The sequence below is a fragment of the Psychromicrobium lacuslunae genome (assembly GCF_000950575.1).
Lineage (GTDB): Bacteria > Actinomycetota > Actinomycetes > Actinomycetales > Micrococcaceae > Renibacterium > Renibacterium lacuslunae.
Genome location: NZ_CP011005.1, coordinates 2,078,704 through 2,093,551 on the forward strand (window position 1 = coordinate 2,078,704; position 14,848 = coordinate 2,093,551).

Consider the following 14,848-nt stretch of genomic DNA (forward strand, 5'->3'; position numbering starts at 1 on the left):
ACTCAGGAACGGGTTAGTTTGCCGCGCATGATAACGCGAATAAGGGTTACAGCTGCTAGTGCCATCAACACCAGACACAGCCAGCTAAAGGTGGCACTCAGGCCAAATACTTCAGAAACTTTGGCCGCGATGATGGTTGGTACTGAGATCGCCAAATAGGCCGAGATGAAGTACGCCGCCATCACTTCGCCACGTTGCTCCGAGGGAGCAGACGCACTGATGCGCCGAGTAGAGGACATGAAGCCAATGCCAAATCCAGCCCCGGTGACCAGATTGCCAATCAGAAAAGCCGGAGTGGAGGCATTCCCCACCCCGATCACCACGATGACCAAGCCGATCAGCAAGGCCAGTAGTGCCAGAATGGTCGCCCGGTGGGTGCTGACTTTACGGAACAAGAGTGAAATTAGTCCGCCGAAGCCCTGCAACAGCAGCACCATCAGACCGGGAAGCCAGACGCTTGAGCTATTGAAAAGCTGCTTGCTAATCGTGCCGCCGAGGGAGAGGTAAATGCCGGCCACTGACCAGGCAACCACCACCACTAAAACGGCTGTGGCGAATTCAGGGCGCGCTGCCGCCGGCAGGGCTAGCTTCTGCACTTTGACCAGAAATCTCCACTGCAGACGCTGCGGATTCTGGACGGTTTCACGCACCCCAAAGAGCGCCAATAAATTCAGCACTCCAATGATCAGTAACACTGCGTAAGGAAACTGTAGTGGGAAGGTTTGCAACGCTAGACCAAGGCAGGCGAGAAGCGCCCCCATCGCGATACCAGTGGATTGCACCGCAGAATTGTAAGTTGCGGCGTGACCAGCCGCGTGTTGCGGCTCCACATCGGTCAGTAAAGCGGTTGCGGTTGCGGTGAACACCCCAGTGGCTAAGCCCTGCACCGCTCGGGCAATATACAACCACTCCACTGACGGTGCGAAAAAGAAAATTAGCAAGCTGAAGAGCACCAGTCCAAAACTGATCAGAATGGCGGGCTTGCGGCCAAGCCGATCCGAGACGCCCCCCAGAAGCAGCAGGGAAACCACCACTCCGGCTGCATAAGTGGCGTAGACGGTGGTCAAGATGGTTGGCGAAAAGCCCCACTCATGTTGATATTCGACATAAAGCGGCGAGGGTGCGCCGCTTGCCGCCAAAGTGAGGAAGATGGCAGAAAGCACCACCAGAGTGCAATAGCTAGCAGGTAATTGCGGCGCTGACGAGACCGCGTCTTGCAGTTGCTGTCGCGGGGTTGAAGTCGGCGAATTCAAGAATAGATCCTCCGTTGTGAGACCGCTCTGATCGAGGTCAAGAGGCGGTCGAGCGGGGCGGGCGAGTTGAGTCTAATTCTCGACATATCGCTTTGGCCAAGTGCTTAGAAGCACTATCCTGTATAGGTAATCAGCTATAGCTCAATAACAGATCAAGACGGAGCATCGTGAATGATCTCAAAGCCTCATTGGACGGAATTGACGTACGTCATCTGAGGTATTTTCAGGAAGTCGCTGCTCTTGGCAGCGTTTCCGAAGCGGCCAGCTCACTTGGCCTAGCCCAGCCGAGTCTAAGCCAGCAAATTATTCGGCTCGAGGACAAACTCCATGTCAAGCTTTTTAAGCGAGTTCCCTCAGGCGTCGAGCTCACTGCGGATGGCGAACGGCTGCTCCCAGTCGCCGATCATTTTACTAGCGCACTGGGAAAATTCATCCGCGAGACCGCTTCGCCGGCGGTATCGTTCCGGATCGGCATATCTGCGGGTATTCCCTCGGCAGTGCTGCAATCTCTGGAACGAGCCACTAAGTTAGATGGCTCCTTTCCGGACTGTCGGATGGAGTACCAGGCGCTGCCGTCCAGCAAGCAAATCGACTTGCTGCGCGCCAAGCGTCTTGACCTAGGTCTAATCCACACGGTCGCACCAATGAATGATCTTATTGTCCAAGGCATCGGATCGTTTCCGCTGGGCGTCTACCTCAGCACCGACCACCCTTTGGCGAGCCGTGATTCGCTCAGCTGGAATGACTTGGTACAGCAACGACTGCTCTGGTTTAAAAGGAGCTTCGCGCCGGGTTATTCGGAATACATCCTGGATCATTTACGGGCGCATGGCTGGCGTCCCGAATTGGAATACGTCACGCCGTCCCGGGCGCTTTTTGAATATACGCTGAGCCATCGCGACGATGTGGTGGCGCTCAGACCGCAGAGCGCCGTCGAGAATAACTCACAATTCCGCTGGTTTGCTCTGGACGATCCGCCTCGCGAGGAAGTGTTCGCGGCAGTTCATCCCAAGTCAAAAGCAATCGCATTGATTCCGCACCTGCAGTCATTAACTGAGCTTGGACTTACGCCCTCGCCGCACTAGCTGGGGCTGCGATCAGGTCACCGCGGGAAAAGACTTTGCCCGTACTTGGCTAAGCTATTCCCCGCGATTTGAGCGGCGGATCTGCTTGTACCTGGTGATCTCCTTGCTAAAGGTCTTCCTTAGCGTAAAGCCGACCGCTACCAGAGCCACCACGACGATCAGAAAAATTATCCAGCCCATGCCAAACCTTCTTTCGCTCCATCTTTGCGTTCAGCTTATCAGCGCACGCTGTGCCCCCTGGCGACTCTTCCCGAAGCAACCATGGCGGCTTCGGGGAGTGGGCGTCCACCAGTTCTAAAGACAGCTTAGAGACGAAAAAGCCCCGTCCGGCTAACCGGACGGGGCTTTTTCTAAGAACTTAGATCAGCAATTACTTGATGATCTTGGTAACACGGCCCGAACCAACGGTGCGGCCGCCTTCGCGGATAGCGAAGCCGAGGCCCTCTTCCATAGCGATCGGCTGGATGAGCTCAACGGTCATCTCAGTGTTATCGCCAGGCATGACCATTTCAGTGCCCTCGGGGAGGGTGATGACGCCGGTCACGTCAGTGGTACGGAAGTAGAACTGCGGGCGGTAGTTCGAGTAGAACGGGTTGTGGCGGCCGCCTTCATCCTTGGACAGGATGTAGACGTTGGCCTCGAAGTCGGTGTGCGGGGTGATGGAACCCGGCTTCACGACAACCTGGCCACGCTCAACGTCTTCACGCTTGATACCGCGCAGCAGCAGACCACAGTTCTCGCCTGCCCATGCTTCGTCGAGCTGCTTGTGGAACATCTCGATACCGGTAACCGTGGTCTTCTGGATCGGGCGGATGCCAACGATCTCGACCTCGGAGTTGATAGCGAGGGTGCCACGCTCGGCGCGACCGGTCACCACGGTGCCACGACCGGTGATGGTGAAAACATCTTCGATCGGCATCAAGAACGGCTTGTCCTTGTCGCGGATGGGGTCCGGAACGCTCTCATCGACAGCTTCCATCAGGTCCTCAACGGACTTGACCCACTGCGGATCGCCTTCCAGAGCCTTCAGGCCGGAAACGCGAACCACCGGAGCGTTGTCGCCGTCGAAGTCCTGCGAGCTGAGCAGTTCACGAACTTCCATTTCGACCAGGTCGAGCAGTTCTTCGTCGTCAACCATGTCCGACTTGTTCAGCGCGACCAGCAGGTAGGGAACACCAACCTGGCGGGCGAGCAGAACGTGCTCGCGGGTCTGAGCCATCGGGCCGTCAGTGGCGGCAACCACGAGGATTGCACCGTCCATCTGAGCCGCACCGGTGATCATGTTCTTGATGTAGTCAGCGTGACCGGGAGCATCGACGTGTGCGTAGTGACGCTTTTCCGTCTGGTACTCGATGTGCGCGATGTTGATGGTAATACCGCGCTGGCGCTCTTCCGGTGCCGCGTCAATGGAACCGAAGTCCCGCTGCTCGTTGAGATCCGGGTACTTGTCTGCAAGCACCTTGGAAATGGCAGCCGTCAACGTGGTCTTTCCATGGTCAACGTGACCGATGGTGCCGATGTTAACGTGCGGCTTAGTCCGCTCGAACTTTGCCTTCGCCACAGGTTCCTCCTAGAACGTTTATTCAGAAAACTTGCCATCAGGACGCTTTTCGTCACTGAAACCTTATCAAGTCTACTGGTGGTCTGTTATTTGTTGAAATTACGGGTTAGCGCAAGGCTAACACTGTGCTCGTTGAGCTAAAGCTTACTCGCCACGAGCTTTCTGGATGATCTCGTCGGCAACAGCCTTCGGGACCTCGGCGTAGCTGTCGAACTGCATCGAGTACACCGCACGACCCTGGGTCTTCGACCGCAGATCACCGATGTAACCGAACATTCCGGACAACGGAACCAAGGCACGAATGACCTTGACGCCAGTGGCATCTTCCATTGACTGCATCTGGCCACGACGGGCATTGAGGTCGCCAATAACATCGCCCATGTAATCCTCAGGCGTGCGGACTTCAACTTCCATCATGGGTTCGAGCAGAACCGGATCAGCCTTCCGAGCGGCTTCCTTGAACGCCATACGACCGGCGATCTTGAAGGCCATTTCGGAGGAGTCGACGTCGTGGTACGCGCCGTCAAGCAGCGTGGCCTTGATGCCGACGACGGGGTAACCGGCGAGCACACCATCGGTGAGCGCATCCTGAATACCCGCATCAACGCTGGGGATGTATTCACGAGGAACACGACCACCAGTGACTTTATTATCAAACTCGTACAGTGCACCCTCTGCGGTGTCCAACGGCTCGATCGCAATTTGGATCTTCGCGAACTGGCCAGAACCACCGGTCTGCTTCTTGTGGGTGTAGTCGTGCTTCTCCACCTTGCGACGAATCGTCTCACGGTAGGCAACCTGCGGCTTACCAACATTAGCTTCAACCCGGAATTCGCGGCGCATCCGGTCCACCAGGATGTCCAGGTGGAGCTCGCCCATGCCGGCGATGATGGTCTGACCGGTGTCTTCGTCGAGGTTGACCCGGAAGGTCGGATCCTCAGCGGAGAGCTTCTGAATAGCGGTGGAGAGCTTCTCCTGGTCACCCTTGGTCTTCGGTTCGATGGCCACGGAGATAACAGGCTCCGGGAAGCTCATCGACTCGAGCACGATCGGCGAACCGATATCGGAAAGGGTGTCACCAGTGGTGGTGTCCTTCAGACCGATAGCCGCGTAGATGTGACCAGCGTGCGCACTTTCCACCGGCATTTCCTTGTTGGCGTGCATCTGGAAGAGCTTGCCAACACGCTCTTTCTTGCCCTTGGTGGAGTTGAGCACCTGAGTACCGGAGGTGATCTCGCCCGAGTAAACCCGGATGAAGATCAGCTGACCGAAGAACGGGTGAGTCGCAACCTTGAACGCCAAAGCCGAGAACGGCTCTTCGGTGCTCGGCTTACGAGTTAGTTCAGTTTCTTCGCTCTTCGGATCGTGGCCGATCATCGCCGGAACATCCAGCGGGGACGGCAGGAAGTCGATCACTGCATCCAGCATCGGCTGCACACCACGGTTCTTGAAGGCAGAGCCACAGAACACCGGGTACAGCTCGGAGTTGATGGTCATCTTACGGATGCCGGCCTTGAGCTCGTCGATCGAAATCTCTTCGCCCTCGAGGTACTTCTCCATCAGCTCTTCGCTGGACTCAGCGACGGTCTCGACCAATGCAGCGCGGTATTCCTCGGCCTTGGCCTGCAGATCCGCAGGGATTTCCTGGACCTCATAGGCAGCACCCATGGTGACGTCACCCTTGGAGTCGCCAGGCCAGACCAACGCACGCATTTCGAGCAGGTCGACAACGCCAACGAAATCGTTCTCAGCACCGATCGGCAGCTGCATCACCAACGGCTTAGCACCCAAGCGGCCAATGATGGTGTCTACCGTGAAGTAGAAATCAGCACCCAGCTTGTCCATCTTGTTGACAAAGCAGATACGCGGCACGTTGTACTTATCGGCTTGACGCCAGACAGTCTCAGACTGCGGCTCCACGCCTTCCTTGCCATCGAAAACCGCAACGGCGCCGTCGAGCACGCGCAGCGAACGCTCCACCTCGACGGTGAAGTCAACGTGGCCCGGGGTGTCAATGATGTTGATCTGGTTCTTGTTCCAGAAGCAGGTAACAGCAGCACTGGTAATAGTGATGCCGCGCTCTTTTTCCTGTTCCATCCAGTCGGTCGTCGAAGCGCCGTCGTGGGTTTCGCCGATCTTGTGGTTCACACCCGTGTAGAAAAGGATGCGCTCGGTAGTAGTGGTCTTACCGGCATCGATGTGTGCCATGATGCCGATATTACGGACCTTGGTGAGGTCGGTCAGCACGTCCTGTGCCACAGTGTCTCCCTAGTTCAAGGTAAATAAGAGTTGTACCTGATGCTGGTAACGGCGGCTCTCGCCACAGCGAGACTCGCCGCCACCACAGCAGGATTTTGGTGCTAGTTCCAGTAATCCGCATTTTTCTCGCCGAGCGAGAAGAAAAAGATCAACAGGGAACCCGACTCGGGTATTACCAGCGGTAGTGAGCGAAGGCCCGGTTGGCCTCTGCCATCTTATGAGTGTCTTCGCGACGCTTCACAGCGGCACCCAGACCGTTGGACGCGTCCAAGATCTCGTTGCGCAAACGCTCGGTCATGGTTTTCTCCCGGCGAGCCTTGGAGTAGCCAACCAACCAGCGCAGCGCCAGAGCGGTGGCCCGACCCGGCTTGACCTCAACCGGAACCTGGTAGGTAGCGCCGCCGACGCGGCGGGACTTAACCTCAAGGCTCGGCTTGATGTTATCCATTGCCTTCTTCAGAGCGGCAACGGGATCGCCACCGGTCTTCTCCTGAGCACCCTGCAGGGCTCCGTAGACAATGCGCTCGGCGGTGGACTTCTTGCCATCTACCAAGATCTTGTTGATCAGCTGCGTGACCAGCGGGGATCCGTAGACCGGATCAATGACTAGCGGCCGCTTGGGGGCCGGACCCTTGCGAGGCATATTACTTCTTCTCCATCTTCGCGCCGTACTTGCTACGGGCCTGCTTGCGGTTCTTCACACCTTGGGTGTCGAGCGCGCCACGGACAATCTTGTAACGCACACCGGGCAGATCCTTCACACGACCGCCGCGCACCAGCACGATGGAGTGTTCCTGCAAGTTGTGGCCAACACCGGGGATGTAGGCGGTCACTTCGATGCCACCGGTCAAGCGAACACGGGCGACTTTACGCAGAGCCGAGTTCGGCTTCTTCGGGGTGGTGGTGTACACACGAGTGCAGACACCACGGCGCATCGGGTTATTCTTCAGCGCGGGAGCCTTGGTCTTAGAGACCTTGGGCGAGCGGCCCTTTCGGACCAGCTGGTTGATCGTAGGCACTTATTCTCCAGTACTTCTTGATTTCGGCATTTTTGTCTGATTTCCGCTTAGCCAGAGAACATAACGAAGCGTTGCTTGCTAAAATTCCGCCCTGGGCATGCAAAAATGTGGCATTCGTTGCACAAGGACCCTGCAACCCGGAACTGCGACCTTCTCTACCAAAATCAGTAACTTGAGAATGCGCTAATCCACTGCCACAAAAACAATTGGCACCAGCATAGCAGAAATCGCCTAGGCATAGCTAATACACAAGCAACGTCCAGCTGGAGTCCAGCTTGTTCCCGCCCTCGCTCGGTAACGTCCGGAGCGCAGTTCTCTCCTAAGTATCCCTTTAAGTAACCCCTGATCAGGAGTCTTGATGTCGAAGGTCCGCTTGACAACGCGCGGGAAAACCCACCCAGCGCGCAATCCTTTAGCTATTCTCATCCTCACTGCCTTTGCCGCGCTACAGCTGACGGCAGCCCTTCCGGCCCAGGCAGCCAGCACGGCGCTCACCGTCTCGGCGGCAATCTCCCAGCAAAACGGCAGTAGCCAGAGCGTCACGGGCTATGTGGTCGGTCAGCCAACCGCCACCAACACCGTGGTAACCGCTAGCTACCCCAATGACTATGCGCTGGCGCTGGCCGACTCGGCCTCGGAGACCAGCACCAGCAAAATGCTCTATGTCCAGATCCCCAGTTCCTTCAGATCAAGCTTCGGACTGAAGAGCAACCCGACACTCAAGGGCACTCAGCTCACCGTCACGGGAACTACTGGAGCCTATTTCTCGCACCCTGGACTGACCAGTAGCACCGCTTTCGTCAAGGGCGACTCAACCCAGCCGACCGATCCAACAGATCCCACCACTCCCCCGGTCACGCCACCGACCAGTTCCGACTACGACACCACCTACTACAAGGACGCCGTCGGCAAGACCGGTACCGCGCTGCGTAATTCGCTGCACAGCATCATCTCGGTGATGACCAAGATCAATTACGATACGGTCTGGGATGCCTTGCAAGATACCGATCAGGATCCGGCCAACAGCAATAATGTGATCGAGCTATACACCGGAAAATCGGTGCCGAAAAGCCAGCACGGCGGCGGCGTTGACGACTGGAATCGTGAGCACGTCTTTGCCAAGTCGCACGGGAATTTCGGCACCTCGACCGGCCCAGGCACCGATGTCCACCACTTACGCCCCACCGACGTGACGGTAAATTCAGCACGCGGCAATAAGGACTTCGACAATGGCGGTCAGCCGGTAGCCGAGGCACCGGGCAACTTTACCGACAGTGACTCCTGGGAGCCGCGTAATGCGGTGAAAGGCGATATTGCCCGAATGTTGATGTACATGGCGATCCGCTACGACGGAAGCGACGGTTTCGCTGATCTCGAGCTCAATGAAAGCACCAGCAACGGCACGAATCCGTTCATGGGCAAGCTTTCGATCTTGCTCAAGTGGAGCGCGCAGGATCCGCCGGATGCCTTCGAGAAGAAGCGCAATGACGTGATCTTCACGAAGTGGCAGAAGAACCGGAATCCGTTCATCGACCACCCCGAGTGGGCCACCGCAATCTGGGGCGCCGCAGCCTAAGCCTGTTTCCCCCGCTGAGTTCGCGGCTTAGTCTCGGTTTCGCTAGTAATTTCTAGCGAAACCGAGAACAAACCACGAACTCGCGGGGTGAACGAGGCAGGACGGCGGTGCTGGACTTAGCGCACCGCCGTCCTGCCTCTTATTCGTCCCAGAGCGGTGAGCACCACCAGGGCTGTGACCACCAGAAGCAGGGTGTTCGCGGCAGCCATGAAAATGTTGCCCCGATCCGCGAATGCAAAGATGCTCACCGGCAAGGTTCGCCAGCTTGGTGGATAGACCATAATGGTCGCCCCCAACTCGCCCAAGCAAAGGACTAAGGCCAAGCCCGCGGCGGCGGCAATCGCCGGGGTGAGCAGCGGCAGTTTGATCCGAAACAGAATCCGCGCACTACCCGCCCCCAGACTGGAGGCGACCGAGCTCAGCATCGGGTCTAGGCCAGCGAGCGCCGAAGAAACCGAGCTAAAGGCGAAAGAAAGCACCAGCAAAGTCTGCGCCAGCACCACCATCGCCACGGTACCGTTGAGCAATATTGCGCCGCGGCTGAAAGCAACCAGGAGCGCCAGACCAACCACCACCGAGGGAACCGCCACGGGCAGGTGGAAAGCCAGGTTAAGAACTTTAGCTAGCCTCGTTGGCGCACTCTGAGTGGCGATCGCGGCCCAGCTGCCGAGGGCCACCGCGAGCAGGCTGGAGAGCACCGCTGTCTGCAGGCTAACTGAAATACTGCTCAGATTCTCACCCGCCAACGAGTCACCTAAATGGTCCATCGTGAACCCGGTAGGTAGTACGCTGTTCCAACTATCAGCGAAGCTCGCCAGCAAGGTGACGGCGAGCGGAGCAATGACCAGGAACAACACCAATAACGCAGCAATCAGCCAGAGTAGTAGCTTCGCCGGGGTAGAAAACCTCAACATCTTTCAGTCCTCTCCCCTGTTGTTTCCCAGGCGTCGAAATACCCAGCGATAGAGCGCGTAGATGCCCAGCGAAATCACCACTTGGACACAGGCTAGAACCGCCGCTGAGGGGAAATCGAAAGTGACGATGCTCTTGGTATAGATCAACATCGGCAGAGTCACCACGGACTTTGCACCGGTGAAAAGCACGATGCCGAACTCATTCATCGTGAGCAGGAAAGTCAGTCCTCCGGCGGCCAGCAAAGTAGGCAGCGCGGCTGGCAAGATGACTCTGCCAAAAATCACCAGGGGACCACGGCCTAAACTAGCGGCGACGTCCAGCTGCTCACGAGGAATTTGCGAGAAAGCGGCAAGCAGTGGGCGCACCACGAAGGGCGTGTAGAAGGCCACTTCGGCCAGCACCACGCCGGGAAGTTCATTGACGAAATTCAATACCGGAGTTTGCGAACCACTGATTTCGGCCAGCAGAGCATTGATCACCCCGGTTCCGCCGTACAGCACACCAAAGGCGAGAGGAATCAAAAAGGACGGAAAGCACACCACCAATTCGATCAATCGACTGACCACTCGGCTGCCGGGGAACGGCACGAAGCACAGCACAAAGGCCAAAAAAGTCCCGACGAGCAAGCAGCCGAGTGTAGCCAGAGCTGCGACTTGCAAGGTGGTCAGCAAAGCATTCCAGCTGGCTGCGGAACCCAACACTTGCGACCAATTGCTCAGACCAAGGTATTCGCCTTGTTTATCGCTCAAGGACTGGGCAGCGATCTGGCTCAATGGGTAGACGAAGAAAGTGAGCAAAAAGAGCAGCGGCAAGAGCACCCAGAGCCAGCCGAAGCTCCGCCGAGACGAGGCTGAGGGATGATCCACCCCTAATTGATCGGCGGCCACGCTCATCGAACAGCGACCTCCGCTGGCACCAGAACGGCGTCCTCACGACGCACCCGAAGGCTAATCGTCGAAGCCACCTCAGGGGGTAGCACAGTGGCCGGCAGGTCGACGCTGAGCTGCTCAGCCGTCTCAGTCAACCGGACGATCAATCGGTAACTGGCACCCCGCCACTGCACCGAATGAACAATGACTGGGAAAACATTCTCTCCCTCGATGGACTCAGCCAGCTGGCAAGCATAGGGCCGGATAGCCACCGACACTCGCTCCCCTATCGCCGCCTCGAATGGTGCGCGGAAGCGGAACTGCCGGCCGGCAATCCGCACCGTGCAGACGCCGTCGTCGGTTGGTTTAAACGACTCAACCACCGCCGAAAGCAAATTCGCACCGCCCAAGAAGGAGGCGGTGAAACCGCTGGGCGGCTGATGGTACAGCCGCTCCGTGACATCCATATCGACCAGCCGGGCTTCCCGCATTACCGCAATGTCATCGGCGAGCGCGAGCGCCTCTTGCTGATCGTGGGTAACGTAAATCATCGCCGTATCTGGTAATTCACGGCGCAACTCTTGGAGCTCCGCAAGCATCTGCTGACGCAGTTGTGCGTCGAGTGCCGACAGTGGCTCGTCTAGCAGCAGCACCGGGGGCTTGATTGCCAATGCTCGAGCAATCGCTATGCGTTGTTGTTGACCGCCGGAGAGCTCCGCGGGATACCTTTTGGTGTACTTCTCCATGTGGACCACGGCGAGCGCCTCGGCAACCCGCTCGCGCAGTTGCTGTCTGCTCAGCCCTCTGCCCTTGAGACCGAAGGCCACGTTCTGCTGAATGCTCAGATGCGGAAACAGCGCGTAAGACTGCACCACCACGCCGACACCACGTTTGGCCGGCGCGAGGGCGGTGACGTCTTTCCCGGCTAGTAAGACCTGGCCCGCGGCTGGTTGTTCGAATCCGGCAATCACTTTGAGCGCGGTGGATTTCCCCGACCCCGAGGGTCCGAGTAAGGCCACTGTGCGCCCACGCGCTACGCTCAGATTCAGCCCGGACAGCGCCACGGTATCTCGGTAGCGGACCGTCACGCCGCGCAGCTCGACGGCGGCGAGTGAAAGTTCCTGGCTCATTGCCCGGTCGCGTTGTTGTAAGCCTTGATCGTGGCGTCCATCGTGCTCAGCACCGAGTTCCAATCCGGTTGATAAATCTTCACGCCTTTCAGCGCCGCCTGTAGCGCCAAGTAATTCGCGTCGGTGGGTTTCACCGAGGTATTAGTCGGCAGGCCAAAAGCTGAGGCGGAAAGGGTTTGCTGGACCGCGGGGCTCAGCAGGTAGCTCATTAACTTAGTGGCATTCTCGCTATGTGGCGCCCCGTTGACCAGCCCCATCAGATAAGGCACCGGCAAGGTGGTCCGCACCCCTTTGTCATCTTGCGGAAAGAACACCTGGTAGGCAGATTTATCCGCCTGGATCGATTGCATCGCCATCTGCAAATCACTATTGGCTACCGAAAGCTGTCCCTTGGCGACCAACGGTCCAAGCTTTCCGGTCGAGGAGCTGGGTCCGACGTTATTGTCTTGCAGCTCCTTGAGGTACTGCAAAGCGGCTTGCTCGCCTTTGAGCTGTTGCAGCAAGATCAGCATCGCGGTCCCGTCACCCGCTTGTCCAGGTGTCGAGTATTGGATCTTCTGTTTGTATTTGGCCTCGAGCAATTCTTGCCAGCTATCCGGTTTCGGTTGCAGATTATTGTTCCGAATCATGGTGAAGTAATTATTGGCCAGCGAAACGAATTGGCCCTCTGGGTCCTTATCGGCGGCCGCAATCTGGCTGGTATCAACCGAGTTTTTCTGCAGGGTCCCCTGCTTCTTGGCCTGCTGGATAAACGGTGGCAAGGTGACCAGCAGATCCGCTTGCGGATTGTTTTTCTCCTTTTCTAAGCGCGACACCACCTCACCAGAGCCCGCCTCAACGTAATTGACCTTGATTCCGGTTTCCTGGGTAAAGGCCGCAAAAGTGCTTTTGTACCAGTCCCCCAGACCGTCGGCGGAATACAGGGTGACCTCCTTGGCTCCGGAATCAGCGGTTGAACCGGTGCCTCCGCAGCCGACCAGGGCTAGCGCGGCAGCTGCTAAGACAGTGATGAACTTCGCGGTACGTACGGGTTTGAGTGACATCTTGATTCCTCAGGTGTGGTGGGGTTTAGACGAGGTCTAGTTGGGCCAAGACTCTTTGAGCGAGGCCGAAGGATATGGTCATGCCGACGCCGCTGGTTACGCTGACTAGCGTGACGCCAGGAGCGACCGTGGAAACGAGGTAGGGCTGTAAAGGGCTACTGGCGTAAATCCCCTGCCAGCGCTCAAGCACGGTGAGTTGTGCGACACCGAGCAGCGCGGCCACCCGGTCTAGTAGTAGCTCGGAAACCGATTCGGCCAAGAATGGATCCATCGTCTCGGCGAGCCGATGACTATCCCCAACGATCAGCGAGCCATCGGGGCGTTGGGTGAACATGATGTTCGCATCGACGGCTAGTGCCTCGGCATCGTGAGCAGCTATTTCGGCTCGCAGACCCGCTGCTGCTGTGGTTTCGGCAAACCCTGGATAGCGCAGCATCGAGGTTCCGCTGAGCACCGCTGGACCTAGTCTCAGATCGCGAGGGGCAGCCACTCGGGCCATCTGCAGGCCACAACGATTGATTTGCTCGGTCGCCGCGATCTCGGGGTAGAGCCGGTCGACGTCGTGTCCGACACAGACAATAATCTGTGCCGCGACGAAACTGCCACGACTAGTATGGGCGAGCCCGTCTTGCGCGAAGTGAAAGCTGGTCTGCCACTCAAATCTCACACCTTGCTCTGCCAGCCAGTCCGCTAGTGCAGCGACCACTTGCCGGGGGTCAACCCGCAGGTCATCTCGTAATAGCGCGCCGCCAATAATATCGGCGCCGGCATATCCGGAGAGCTGAGTTGCAACCTGCTCTCGGCTGAGCAACTCAAGCTGACCTAGCGGCCGAGCAGCTGAGAGCTCGCTCAATACCGCTAATTCGCGTTCGCTACGCGCCACCGCGAGTGCCCCGGCGGTGCTGGCGAAAAAACCCGCTTGACTGCTTGCTTCCAGCCAGAAGGGTCGGCCGGCTTGGGCTAATTCGAGCAACTCACCGCTCTGCGCGGTAATACAACAATGGCCGAAATTGCGGACCGAGGCACCGACCGCCCTCCGATCACGATCAATAACGGTTACCTTCAGACCGCGGCGGACCGCATGAAAGGCATGGCTCAGGCCAATGATCCCGGCACCCACGATCAGCAGATCCGAGCCATTATTTTGGCGATTTTCTTGGTTCACGATGAGAACTCTGCCCTGCCCTGGTAGGGCGCCACAAGGGAAAATACGACTTTAGTGGAACTTGTATATACATGTTCTAATTGTGTTAACTTTTGACCCCTGCCATTAACTAAATATTCACTTCAGAACGCCTTGAACAAAGAAAATTTCAGCCTTAAGCCATCTAAGATGAAGTAATGACAACTCCGCTGCATCAGCGTCTAAGCGAGGAGCTGAGGGACCGGATTCGCAACGGCGACTGGCCCGAAGGTTCGGCCGTGCCGAGCGAAGCTGCACTGTGCCAGGAGTTTGGCATCTCTCGCGGCCCAGTTCGCCAGGCACTGGCCACTTTGCGGGCGGAAGCTTTGATCACCGGCGGAAGAGGCCGCCAGCCCATCGTCAGGGCCAGCACCCCGGCACAGTCGTTCAGTACCTTCATGTCCTTCACTGAGTGGGCGCAAAGTATGAAAATGCGGCCCGGTCAAAAAACCCTTGAAGTTTCACGACGCCCTGCGCCCTCCGATGTCGCGGTCAAACTAGGAATAACCGAGGGCGACTCCATTGTCTCGGTCTCCCGATTACGACTCCTCGACGATGAGCCAACCATGCTGGAGCTGTCTTATTTCGTCCTTGAGGTCGGTCGGCTGCTCTTCGATTTCGACACCGACAGCGGATCGATCTTTCATCATCTACGCAACTCCGGCGTCGACCTGTATTCCGGACATCATGTGATCGACGCAGTGGCAGCCAGCAATCACGATGCTCAGCATTTGGGAATTGACGAAGGTTCGCCACTGCTCCGCGAACGCCGGATCACTTCCTCCTCCACCGGCCAGCCCCTTGAATACGCCGAGGATCGCTACCGCCCAGAGCTAGCTAGCTTCGCCGTCGACAATACGCTGCCACAACGAACAGCTTTGAACCGGGTCAGCCTGGACGGCCGGACCGCTCAAGGTTAGTCCCTGAAACCCCTCTCAACTAGCCAAGAACCGGA

At 57.6% G+C, this 14,848-nt stretch carries 13 protein-coding genes; 3 read left to right on the top strand and 10 right to left on the bottom strand.

Annotated elements, in window-relative coordinates:
- Positions 1–2 precede the first annotated feature (2 nt).
- Positions 3–1,253: an MFS transporter gene (locus UM93_RS09750; RefSeq protein ID WP_045075279.1), complete on the bottom strand. Its 1,251-nt coding sequence runs from the start codon at positions 1,251–1,253 to the stop codon at positions 3–5.
- Between the two features lie 167 nt (positions 1,254–1,420).
- On the opposite strand from UM93_RS09750, the gene UM93_RS09755 reads away from it, so the two are divergent.
- A complete protein-coding gene (locus tag UM93_RS09755; protein ID WP_045075281.1) occupies positions 1,421–2,338 on the top strand; it encodes a LysR family transcriptional regulator in 918 nt (305 codons plus the stop codon).
- Positions 2,339–2,708: 370 nt separating this feature from the next.
- Here the strand turns inward: UM93_RS09755 and tuf are convergent, their stop codons facing one another.
- From tuf to rpsL, 4 genes are all read right to left on the bottom strand, one after another.
- Positions 2,709–3,899 (bottom strand): elongation factor Tu, encoded by a 1,191-nt coding sequence (gene tuf / locus UM93_RS09760; protein WP_045075284.1) that lies wholly within the window; start codon positions 3,897–3,899, stop codon positions 2,709–2,711.
- Positions 3,900–4,043: 144 nt separating this feature from the next.
- The gene (gene fusA, locus UM93_RS09765) at positions 4,044–6,158 is read right to left on the bottom strand and encodes an elongation factor G (RefSeq protein ID WP_045075286.1); all 2,115 of its coding nucleotides are present in this window, start codon (positions 6,156–6,158) and stop codon (positions 4,044–4,046) included.
- 172 nt (positions 6,159–6,330) lie between these two features.
- Positions 6,331–6,801: a 30S ribosomal protein S7 gene (gene rpsG, locus UM93_RS09770; protein WP_045075287.1), complete on the bottom strand. Its 471-nt coding sequence runs from the start codon at positions 6,799–6,801 to the stop codon at positions 6,331–6,333.
- A gap of 1 nt (position 6,802) precedes the next feature.
- Positions 6,803–7,177 (bottom strand): 30S ribosomal protein S12, encoded by a 375-nt coding sequence (gene rpsL / locus UM93_RS09775; RefSeq protein WP_045075289.1) that lies wholly within the window; start codon positions 7,175–7,177, stop codon positions 6,803–6,805.
- A gap of 358 nt (positions 7,178–7,535) precedes the next feature.
- Here rpsL and UM93_RS09780 point away from each other — a divergent pair, with 358 nt between their 5' ends.
- Positions 7,536–8,753 (top strand): endonuclease, encoded by a 1,218-nt coding sequence (locus UM93_RS09780; protein ID WP_045075290.1) that lies wholly within the window; start codon positions 7,536–7,538, stop codon positions 8,751–8,753.
- Between the two features lie 116 nt (positions 8,754–8,869).
- On the opposite strand, the gene UM93_RS09785 is transcribed toward UM93_RS09780, so the two are convergent.
- From UM93_RS09785 to UM93_RS09805, 5 genes are read right to left on the bottom strand one after another with little or no spacing between them, the layout of a single operon-like run.
- Complete coding sequence (locus UM93_RS09785) at positions 8,870–9,667, bottom strand: ABC transporter permease (RefSeq protein WP_045075292.1); 798 nt, start codon at positions 9,665–9,667, stop codon at positions 8,870–8,872.
- 3 nt (positions 9,668–9,670) lie between these two features.
- Entirely contained in the window at positions 9,671–10,561 is an 891-nt protein-coding gene (locus tag UM93_RS09790) for a 2-aminoethylphosphonate ABC transporter permease subunit (protein WP_052663727.1), read from the bottom strand.
- A complete protein-coding gene (locus tag UM93_RS09795; protein WP_234399284.1) occupies positions 10,558–11,730 on the bottom strand; it encodes an ABC transporter ATP-binding protein in 1,173 nt (390 codons plus the stop codon). Before UM93_RS09795 ends, UM93_RS09790 begins: the two co-directional genes overlap by 4 nt.
- Positions 11,664–12,710 carry a 2-aminoethylphosphonate ABC transporter substrate-binding protein gene (locus UM93_RS09800; RefSeq protein WP_045075295.1) on the bottom strand — a complete coding sequence of 349 codons (1,047 nt, stop codon included), beginning with the start codon at positions 12,708–12,710 and terminating at the stop codon, positions 11,664–11,666. Before UM93_RS09800 ends, UM93_RS09795 begins: the two co-directional genes overlap by 67 nt.
- Before the next feature lie 25 nt (positions 12,711–12,735).
- Positions 12,736–13,875 (bottom strand): TIGR03364 family FAD-dependent oxidoreductase, encoded by a 1,140-nt coding sequence (locus UM93_RS09805; protein ID WP_234399285.1) that lies wholly within the window; start codon positions 13,873–13,875, stop codon positions 12,736–12,738.
- A 176-nt stretch (positions 13,876–14,051) separates the two neighbouring features.
- On the opposite strand from UM93_RS09805, the gene UM93_RS09810 reads away from it, so the two are divergent.
- A complete protein-coding gene (locus UM93_RS09810) occupies positions 14,052–14,813 on the top strand; it encodes a GntR family transcriptional regulator (protein WP_045075298.1) in 762 nt (253 codons plus the stop codon).
- Positions 14,814–14,848 lie beyond the last annotated feature (35 nt).